This is a genomic window from Actinomadura sp. RB99, from assembly GCF_014706005.1.
GTDB lineage: Bacteria > Actinomycetota > Actinomycetes > Streptosporangiales > Streptosporangiaceae > Spirillospora.
This window is the reverse complement of sequence record NZ_JABMCA010000029.1, coordinates 105411-113662: the sequence shown is the minus strand read 5'-3', so window position 1 is coordinate 113662 and position 8252 is coordinate 105411. Positions and strand designations below refer to the sequence as shown.

The 8252-nt window shown below is 74.2% G+C and carries 10 protein-coding genes and 1 pseudogene; 8 read left to right on the top strand and 3 right to left on the bottom strand.

Features of this window, described 5'->3' with window-relative positions; all coding sequences use genetic code 11:
• Both amrb99_RS25080 and amrb99_RS25075 read left to right on the top strand, forming a co-directional pair.
• Window positions 1–340: pseudogene (locus tag amrb99_RS25080) on the top strand (hypothetical protein); the annotation flags it as partial.
• Between the two features lie 66 nt (window positions 341–406).
• Window positions 407–973 carry a Uma2 family endonuclease gene (locus amrb99_RS25075; RefSeq protein ID WP_190860250.1) on the top strand — a complete coding sequence of 189 codons (567 nt, stop codon included), beginning with the start codon at window positions 407–409 and terminating at the stop codon, window positions 971–973.
• Window positions 974–1003: 30 nt separating this feature from the next.
• Here amrb99_RS25075 and amrb99_RS25070 read toward each other — a convergent pair whose 3' ends face one another.
• The gene (locus amrb99_RS25070; RefSeq protein WP_190860248.1) at window positions 1004–1756 is read right to left on the bottom strand and encodes a glycerophosphodiester phosphodiesterase; all 753 of its coding nucleotides are present in this window, start codon (window positions 1754–1756) and stop codon (window positions 1004–1006) included.
• Window positions 1753–2454 carry a 2-C-methyl-D-erythritol 4-phosphate cytidylyltransferase gene (ispD, locus tag amrb99_RS25065; RefSeq protein WP_190860246.1) on the bottom strand — a complete coding sequence of 234 codons (702 nt, stop codon included), beginning with the start codon at window positions 2452–2454 and terminating at the stop codon, window positions 1753–1755. Before ispD ends, amrb99_RS25070 begins: the two co-directional genes overlap by 4 nt.
• 133 nt (window positions 2455–2587) lie before the next feature.
• Between ispD and amrb99_RS52580 the strand changes: the two genes are divergently transcribed.
• The 6 genes from amrb99_RS52580 to amrb99_RS25035 all read left to right on the top strand — a co-directional run bounded on the left by amrb99_RS52580 (window position 2588) and on the right by amrb99_RS25035 (window position 7621).
• Entirely contained in the window at window positions 2588–3418 is an 831-nt protein-coding gene (locus amrb99_RS52580) for a DUF5941 domain-containing protein (RefSeq protein WP_190860244.1), read from the top strand.
• The gene (locus amrb99_RS52575; protein WP_194737147.1) at window positions 3415–4020 is read left to right on the top strand and encodes a DUF5941 domain-containing protein; all 606 of its coding nucleotides are present in this window, start codon (window positions 3415–3417) and stop codon (window positions 4018–4020) included. The genes amrb99_RS52580 and amrb99_RS52575 overlap by 4 nt, the downstream gene beginning before the upstream one ends.
• Window positions 4017–4748 (top strand): phosphocholine cytidylyltransferase family protein, encoded by a 732-nt coding sequence (locus amrb99_RS25050; protein WP_190860242.1) that lies wholly within the window; start codon window positions 4017–4019, stop codon window positions 4746–4748. The genes amrb99_RS52575 and amrb99_RS25050 overlap by 4 nt, the downstream gene beginning before the upstream one ends.
• 62 nt (window positions 4749–4810) lie before the next feature.
• Window positions 4811–5884: an iron-containing alcohol dehydrogenase family protein gene (locus amrb99_RS25045; protein WP_190860276.1), complete on the top strand. Its 1074-nt coding sequence runs from the start codon at window positions 4811–4813 to the stop codon at window positions 5882–5884.
• Window positions 5874–6743, top strand: coding sequence for a CDP-alcohol phosphatidyltransferase family protein (locus tag amrb99_RS25040; RefSeq protein WP_241755892.1), 870 nt, complete (start codon window positions 5874–5876; stop codon window positions 6741–6743). Before amrb99_RS25045 ends, amrb99_RS25040 begins: the two co-directional genes overlap by 11 nt.
• The gene (locus amrb99_RS25035; RefSeq protein WP_347256840.1) at window positions 6740–7621 is read left to right on the top strand and encodes a glycosyltransferase family 2 protein; all 882 of its coding nucleotides are present in this window, start codon (window positions 6740–6742) and stop codon (window positions 7619–7621) included. Before amrb99_RS25040 ends, amrb99_RS25035 begins: the two co-directional genes overlap by 4 nt.
• Here the strand turns inward: amrb99_RS25035 and amrb99_RS25030 are convergent.
• A complete protein-coding gene (locus amrb99_RS25030; protein ID WP_190860237.1) occupies window positions 7614–8246 on the bottom strand; it encodes a TetR/AcrR family transcriptional regulator in 633 nt (210 codons plus the stop codon). The genes amrb99_RS25035 and amrb99_RS25030 overlap by 8 nt on opposite strands.
• Between the last annotated feature and the right edge of the window lie 6 nt (window positions 8247–8252).

The following is an 8252-nucleotide window of genomic DNA, read 5'->3' as shown; positions in this document are numbered from 1 at the left end:
CGCGCCGATGGGCCCGCCGCCCGGAGCGCCGGGCGCCCCCGGAGCTCCGGCGCCGCTGGGCGGGCCTCAGGCGCCCGCACAGGACTCGCCGTGGGGGCGGCCTCCCCAGTACGCGCCGCCCGCCGCACAGCCTTCTGGGCAGCCCCAGTACGGGCGCTCGGCGCAGCCGGGTTCCCCGTCGCCGTCGCCGTCCGCGCCGCAGGGCGGGTCGCGTCCGGCGTCCGGCGCGGTGCCGTTCGACGACGACGGCGGCAAGCCGTCCTCCCAGGGCGGCTCCGGCGACGGCGTCGGCGAGTGGACCCAGATGTACGGCGGCGACGACCTGCGCCGCGACCGCTAGCGTGGCCGGGACGGTACGCTGAGCTGGTCAGGGCCGGTCCGCAGGGCGGGCTCGGGGAGGTGCGCCATGACCGCCGAGATGGTCGCTCCCGCGTGGATGCACGAGCAGATCACAGCGGAGCAGTACGACTCCTGGTCCGAGGAGCAGTGCGCGGGCATCGAAGTCGTGGACGGGATGGTCGTCGTGAGTCCCAGCGCTTCCAAGCGCCACAACCGCCTCGCTCGGATCCTGGCGAACGCCTTGGACGAGGCGGGAGGCCCGGACTGGAACGCCGACACGGACTTCGACGTCCGACTGCAGGACGTTCCGCTCACCAATCGCCGTCCCGACGTCGTCGTGTACCGGGCGGACACGATCGACATCGTGCCGACCCGCCCCGAGCACGTGCTTCTGGTGGCCGAGGTGGTCTCGCCGGGCTCGGAGACCACCGACCGGGTCGTGAAGGTGGATCAGTACGCCAAGGCGGGCATCGCCTTCTACTGGAGAGTGGAGCAAGCAGCCACCGGTGTTCCGTTGCTGTACACCTATGTTCTGGACCCGGCGAGCGGGGCCTACCGGGACGGAGAGGTGTTCACCGGCAAGGTCAGGGTGTCGGCTCCGTTCTCTGTGGAGGCCGACCTCGGGGCGGTCTGAGGGCGCCCCTGCGCTTCGCCGGCCTCTCCACTACGCCAGTGCCGACAGGACCCCGGGGATGTCGTTGACGACCATCGCGTCCACTCCTGCGGACGCGTAGTCCGGGGCGCGGTCGGCGGCCGGGCACCAGGCGATCACGTCCAGGCCCGCCTCGTGCGCGACGTCGACGCAGTGCTCCAGCGGCCGCAGCCGGCTGTCGGGGTGCTCGAACCCGCACGAGCCGGTGTGCACCGCGATGGCCTGCAGGTCCAGCCCGGCCGCGGCCGGGACCGCGTGCCACATCGGGAACCGCAGCCAGGTCAGCAGGCCCAGCGGGACGTCCGGCAGCTCGCCGCGCAGGAACACCAGCAGCGCCGGGTCGAACGAGGTGACCAGCAGCCGGCGCCGCCGCGCCTCCCGCTTCAGCACCGGCAGCAGCAGAGCCCCCGTCCGGCGAGACGGGGCGTCCACCGCGTCCTCCAGCACGGTCTTGACGTCGACGTCGACCGCCACGTCCGCGGGCAGCGCCTCGAAGATGTCGGCGAGCAGCGGCAGGCCGCTGGCGTCGGCGGGCATGTCCACGATGTGGTCGCCGCCCTCGACGGTCGGGTCGTGCCGCAGGACGAGGTGGTCGTCGGCGGTGCGGGTCACGTCGATCTCCACCCAGGACAGCCCCGCCTCGGCGGCGGCGAGCAGGGACTCCAGGGTGTTCTCCGCGACCGGCGACGACGCGCCGGGCGGGGTGGGCCGGCCCGCGCCGTAGCCGCGGTGCCCGATGACGGCCGGGGACTTCTCGAAGATCAAGGCAGGTCCTCCTGGGCGAGGTGCTCGGCGACCACCGCGTCGAGCGGCTGGGTGACCTTGAGGTTGCGCTCGCTGCCCGCGACCACCCGGATCGGCACGTCCGGCAGGTAGCGGTGCACGATCCCGCAGTCGTCGGTGGCGCGCAGCGCCGGATCGGCGAGGGCCAGCTCGTAGGCCTTGCGGATGGTGCCGAGCCGGAACCCCTGCGGGGTCTGGAACCGGCTCATCGTCTCGCGCGGCGGCATGGACGCGACCACCCCGTCCTCGACGACGACGATCGTGTCCGGCGACGGCACGCCCACTGCGACGGCGTCGTGGCCGTCCAGCGCGTCCAGCACCCGGTCGATGACCGGGGCGTCCACGAACGGGCGGGCCGCGTCGTGGAACAGCACGCGCGTGTCGTCGGGGCGGTCCTCCAGCACGCGCAGCGCCGCGACGGTCGAGGCGGTGCGGGTCGCGCCGCCCTCTACCACGCCCGTGATGCTGCGGAACGGCGCCGCGATCACGCCCGCCTCGCGCAGGTGCCCGGCGGCCATCACCACCAGCACCTCGCCGACGCCGGGATGCGCGTCGAACGCGGCGATCGCGTGCGCCAGGATCGGCCGCCCGCCCACCTCGATGAGCTGCTTGGGGCGTCCCGCGCCCATGCGCTCGCCGACCCCGCCGGCGAGCACCACCGCCACCGTCCGCGCCGCCATCTCTCCCTTTCACCGCCGCTCGCGCCGCTCGGCGCCGCCCGCGGGACGTGCGCGCCCGTTCCTGCGACACCCGGTCACCGAATCGCTACGCTGAGCGGTCATCCGCACGCTTCGATCTCGCCTGGAGGCGCCGATGGCCAGGGTGCGCCCCTGGCGCCGGCCCGCCACGCTCAACGTACCGGAGGCGGCCGACGCCGTGGAGGAGAACCGCGCCCGCCCGGAGCGGGCCGCCGCACGCGGGGCGCCCGGGCGCGCGGAGCGCCGGCGCGGCCCGTCGCACCGCGGCGACGGCCTCGTCGCGGCGTACGCGGTCGGCGGGTACGCCCCGTACCTCGTGCGCTGGGCGGCGTCGCGCGGCCTCGCGCCCGAGACCGTCGCGGGCATCTCGTTCTGCTTCGGGGCGCTGGCTGCGGTCTGGTTCTCCGCCGGCTCCCGCGCCGGGATGATCGCGGGCGCGGGCCTGCTGTACGCCTCGTTCGTGCTGGACTGCGTGGACGGCGGGCTGGCGCGCGCGGAGGGCGCGCCCGGGGCCGCGTGGCCGGCGGGCGTGCTCGGCCGGGCCAAGGAGGCCGCCGTGTACGCGGGCCTCGCGGCCGGCGCGGGCGCGGAGCCGCCGGGCGGGCCCGGCCTCGCCGGGAACGCGTGGGCGGCGGCGGTGGCCGCGCTGACGCTCCTGTCGGTCCGCCACACGATGGACGTGTCCTACGCGGCGTCCCGGTACGGCCGGCGCCCGCGGCGGGACCGCGTCCGCAACGAGGTCGCGCGCCGCGCGGTGCGGGCGCTCGCGCTCCCGGCCGGCGAGCGGTTCGCGCTGGTCGCCGTCACCGCCGCGCTCGCGGGCGCCCGGGTCACCTTCACGGTCCTGCTGGTGTGGGGCTCGGCCGCGGCCGCGTTCGTCCTCGCCGGGCACGCGCACGGCTCGTTCGCGCACGCGGCGCCCCTGCCGGGATCGGCGGACCGGTGAACGCCGCCGTCCAGGTCGGGGACCACCGCGACGACGGGCCGGTGTGCCTGGTGCTGGGCCGGACGGCGCGCGGCCGGCTCCCGCCGCTGCCCGCCGCGGCCGCCGCCGCGGGCGTCACCGCGCTGCTGCTCGCCGCGGGTGCGCCCGGCCCGCCGGCGCCCGCGCTGCTCGCCCCGATCGTGGTGATCCTGCTGGCGGGTCCTTCCGCAGGCCATCCGCACACCGGACGGCTGGACTGGCTCGTACCGCCCATAATCCGCGCGATCGAGTATGGTTACCTCGCCGTACTGGGGTTTGCGCAGGGAGTGTCGGCACCGCTCGTCTACGTGCTGGCGGCCGTCCTCGCGCTCCACCACTGCGACGTCGCGTACCGCTCCCGCCAGGGATTCCGGGCGCGGGGGCTCGCCCTCCGCGCCGGGCTCGGCTGGGAGGGCCGGATGCTCTGTGTGGCCTTCGCGGGCCTCTGCGGACTGCTTCCGCTCGCGTACGCTGCGCTGGCCGCCTACCTTGGTGTGCTGTTCGGCAGCGAGGGCGTCGCCACGTGGGCGCGGTCCGGTCGCGGCGGCGGTGTGATGGTCGACTGGGAGGAAGAGAAAGCATGATCGGCATGGTGCTGGCGGCGGGCGCGGGCCGGAGGCTGCGGCCGTACACCGATACCCTCCCCAAGGCCCTGGTCCCCGTGGACGGCGAGACCACCATCCTGGACATCGCGCTCGGCAACCTCGCCGAGGTCGGCCTGACCGACGTGGTCATCGTCGTCGGCTACTGCGCCGGCGCGGTCGAGGAGCGCAAGGCCGCCCTCGAGGAGAAGTACGGCGTGTCCATCACGCTGGTTCACAACGACAAGGCCGAGGAGTGGAACAACGCCTACTCCATGTGGCTGGCTCGGGAGCACTTCTCCAAGGGCGTCCTCATGGTCAACGGCGACACGGTCCATCCGGTGAGCGTCGAGAAGACGCTACTGGCCAACCGCGGACCGGACATCCTCCTCGCCGTGGACAACGTGAAAACTCTCGCCGACGAGGAGATGAAGGTCATCCTCGACGAGGGCGAGCACCTGAAGACGATCACCAAGCTGATGGACCCGTCGACCGCCTACGGCGAGTACATCGGCGCCACCCTGATCGAGCCCGCCGCCGCGGAGCCCCTCGCGGACGCCCTCAAGGCGACGTGGGAGGCGAACCCCGACCAGTACTACGAGGACGGCTACCAGGAGCTGGTGAACCGGGGCGGCCGCATCGCGGTCGCGCCGATCGGCGCGGTCGAGTGGGTCGAGGTGGACAACCACGACGACCTGGAGAAGGCCCGCCGGATCGCCAAGACCTACTGACGCCGCCGGCGCCACACGCGGGACGACCCCGAGCGAGGAGGCCCATGCCCCTGCTGACGCGGATGCTGAACGCGCCGCTCTCCATCGACGTGCGGCGCGGCGCCGTCGCCGCCCTGGGCGAGCTGCTCGCCGACAAGCGCATCGCCACCGAGGGACGGGTGGCCATCGCCGTCGGCCAAGGCCAGGGCGACCACATCGCCGAGCACGTCCGCCCGTCCCTGTCCGCCTGCGAGGTGTTCCAGGTGGAGGGCGGCACCGTCGACGCCGCCGTCGGCCTCGCCGGCAAGCTGCGCGGCGGGACGTTCGAGGCCGTCGTCGGCATCGGCGGCGGCCGGACGATCGACGCGACCAAGTACGCGGCGACGCTGTCGGGCATCCCGATGGTGTCGGTCGCCACGAACCTGTCGCACGACGGGATCTGCTCCCCGGTCGCGTCCCTGGAGCACGACAAGGGCAAGGGCTCGTTCGGCGTCGTGATGCCGCTGGCGATGGTCGTCGACCTCGACTACGTGCACACCGCGCCCGACCGGCTCGTCCGCGCCGGGATCGGCGACGTGGTCAGCAACTTCTCCGCGGTGGACGACTGGCTCCTCGCCGCCGAGCAGTGCGGCGAGCGCGTCGACCGGATGGCGCTGACCGTCGCCCGCACCGCCGCGGAGGCGCTGCTGCACCAGCCGGGCTCCATCGAGTCCGACCGGTTCCTCACCGTCCTCGCCGAGGGCCTCGTGCTGTCGGGGATGGCGATGTCGTTCGCGGGCGACTCGCGTCCGGCGAGCGGCGGCGACCACGAGATCCTGCACGCCATCGACCAGCTCTACCCGGGGACGGCCAACCACGGGGAGCTGGCGGGGATCGGCGCGGCGTTCTGCTACCACCTGCGCGCCAGCCGGCTCGGCGGCGCGGACGCCGGCGACACCGCCGCGGAGCGGCTCGCGGAGATCCTCACCTGCCTCGGCAGGCACGGGCTGCCCCGGTTCCCGGCCGACGTCGGCCTGACCGAGGAGCAGTTCGCGGAGGCCGTGCTGTACGCCCCGCGCACCCGTCCCGGCCGCTATACGATCTTGGAACACCTCGGCCTCGACAAGGGCGAGACGCTCAAGGCGGTGGAAGAGTATGTCCAGGCCCATGGAGGCTGAGCTCCCCGGACAGCCCGCGCCCGACCCCGGTCCGCCGGACGCGGGCGACCAGCGTCCGCCGCGCAAGGCGGCGAAGGTCGCCGACATCCGCCGGTACGGGCAGCCGCCCGGCCTGAAGGACCGGCGGAACGAGGAGCACTGGGCGGGCCGCCTCTACATGCGCGACCTGTCCCCGTACTTCGGGTGGATCGCGCTGCGCCTCGGGTTCAGCCCGAACCAGCTCACCTACCTGATGATGCTGAGCGGCATCGTCGCCGGCGTCGTGGTGTCGCTGCCCGCGTCCGGCACGGGCGCGCTGTGGACGGCCCTCGGCGGCGCCCTGCTCATCCAGGTCTACCTGCTGCTCGACTGCGTGGACGGCGAGGTCGCCCGGTACCTGCGGCGGACGTCGGTGGCGGGGGTCTTCCTCGACCGCATCGGCCACTACCTGTCGGAGATCTCCCTGCTCATCGGGCTCGGCTTCGCCGCGCAGGGCGGCTGGAAGAACGGCGGCTGGGCCGAGCTCGGCCTCGTCGCCGCGCTCGGCGCCGCGCTGATCAAGGCGGAGACCGACAACGTCGTGGTGGCCCGCGCCAAGTCCGGGCTGCCCGCCGACCCGTCCGGCGGCGACCGGGCGCTGCGGCCCCGCTCCACCGGGATCGCGCTGGCCCGCCAGGCCGCGTCGATGCTGCGCTTCCACCGCATCATCGGCGCCGTCGAGCTGTCGCTGCTGATCCTGGCCGCCGCCCTGATCGACACCCTGACCGGTGCGGACACCCCCGTCGCGATCCGCGTGCTGATGGTCGCCGTCGCGGTCGTCGCGGTCGTCCAGACCCTGCTGCACCTGGTCAGCATCCTGGCCTCCCGGAGACTGAAGTGAAACTCAGCGTCGTCGTCCTGACCATGGGCAACCGCCCGGACGAGCTGGCCCGCGCCGTGCGCAGCGCGCTGGAGCAGGAGCACGCGGACGTCGAGGTCGTCCTCGTCGGCAACGGCGTCGACCCCGTGGGCGACCGCGCCGGGGTCCCGCCGTTCGACGACGAGCGCGTCAAGACGATCAGCCTGCCGACGAACGTCGGCATCCCGGCCGGCCGCAACCGCGGCGTCGAGGCGTCCAGCGGCGACGTGGTGCTGTTCCTCGACGACGACGGCTGGTACCGCTCCACCCGCCTCGGCACCTACCTGCGGGACCGGTTCGCCGCCGACCCGGCGCTCGGCGTCGTGTCGTTCCGGGTCCGCGACCCGGAGGGCGGGCGGGGCGAGCGCCGGCACGTCCCCCGGCTGCGCGCCGGGGACCCGGAGCGCTCGTCGGAGGCCACGACGTTCCTCGGCGGCGCGTGCGCGATCCGCCGCGCCGCGTTCGACGCGGGCGGCGGCCTGCCGGAGGACTTCTTCTACGCCCACGAGGAGACCGACCTCGCGTGGCAGATCCTCAACGCCGGCTACCACATCGTGTACGACGCGTCCGCGGTGATGTTCCACCCGGCCGTCCTGCCGACCCGGCACGACATGTTCTACCGGTACAACGCCCGCAACCGCGTCTGGCTGGCCCGCCGCAACCTGCCGTGGCCGCTGGCGTTCACCTACCTCGCGGTGTGGATCGGCATGACCCTGCTGCGCGAGCGCAAGCCGAGCGCCCTGAAGCCGTGGTTCAAGGGCTTCCTGGAGGGCTGGCGCAAGCCGGCGGGCCCCCGCCGCCCCATCTCCTACCGCACCGCGTGGCGCATGACGCGGACGGGCCGCCCGCCGATCATCTGATCGCCGACAGGATCAGGTGGGTCAGCTCCGCCGTGATGTCGTCCAGCGGGATCGTCTGGTCGCGGGCGGACCAGTGGTGGACGAGGTTGTTCACGGCCCCGATGATCGCGATGACGGTGAGGCGGTAGTCGCGGTCGGCGGCCTCGCCGCGCCCGACGGCCTCCCGGATCATCGCGAGCATCGTCTCCTCCCAGTGCGCGCGCCACTGGAGCCGGTGCCGTTCGAGGCCGGCGCTGACCCCGATGACCTCGACGAACGCGATGCGCGCCCAGCGCGGGTCGCTGGCGGTGACGGTCACGAAGGCGCGGACCGCGCGCTCGACGCGGGCGGGCAGCGGGTCGGCGGCGGCCTCGGCGTAGGCGGTGTCGAGGGCCGCGCGGGCGCGCTCGTTGATGCTCCGGTGCAGGGCGGTGAGCAGTTCCTCGCGCCCGGAGAACTCCTCGTAGAAGTTGCGGGTGGACACGCTGGCGGTGGCGCAGAGCCGCTCGATGGAGGTCGCCGCGTAGCCGCGGGTCCCGAACAGTTCGAGGCCGGCGCCGAGCAGCCGCTCCCGCCGGTCGGCGCGGCGCTCCTCGGCGGAGCGGCCGCCGTAACTGCGGCGGGGGGCGGGATTCCGGCCGCTCATCGATCT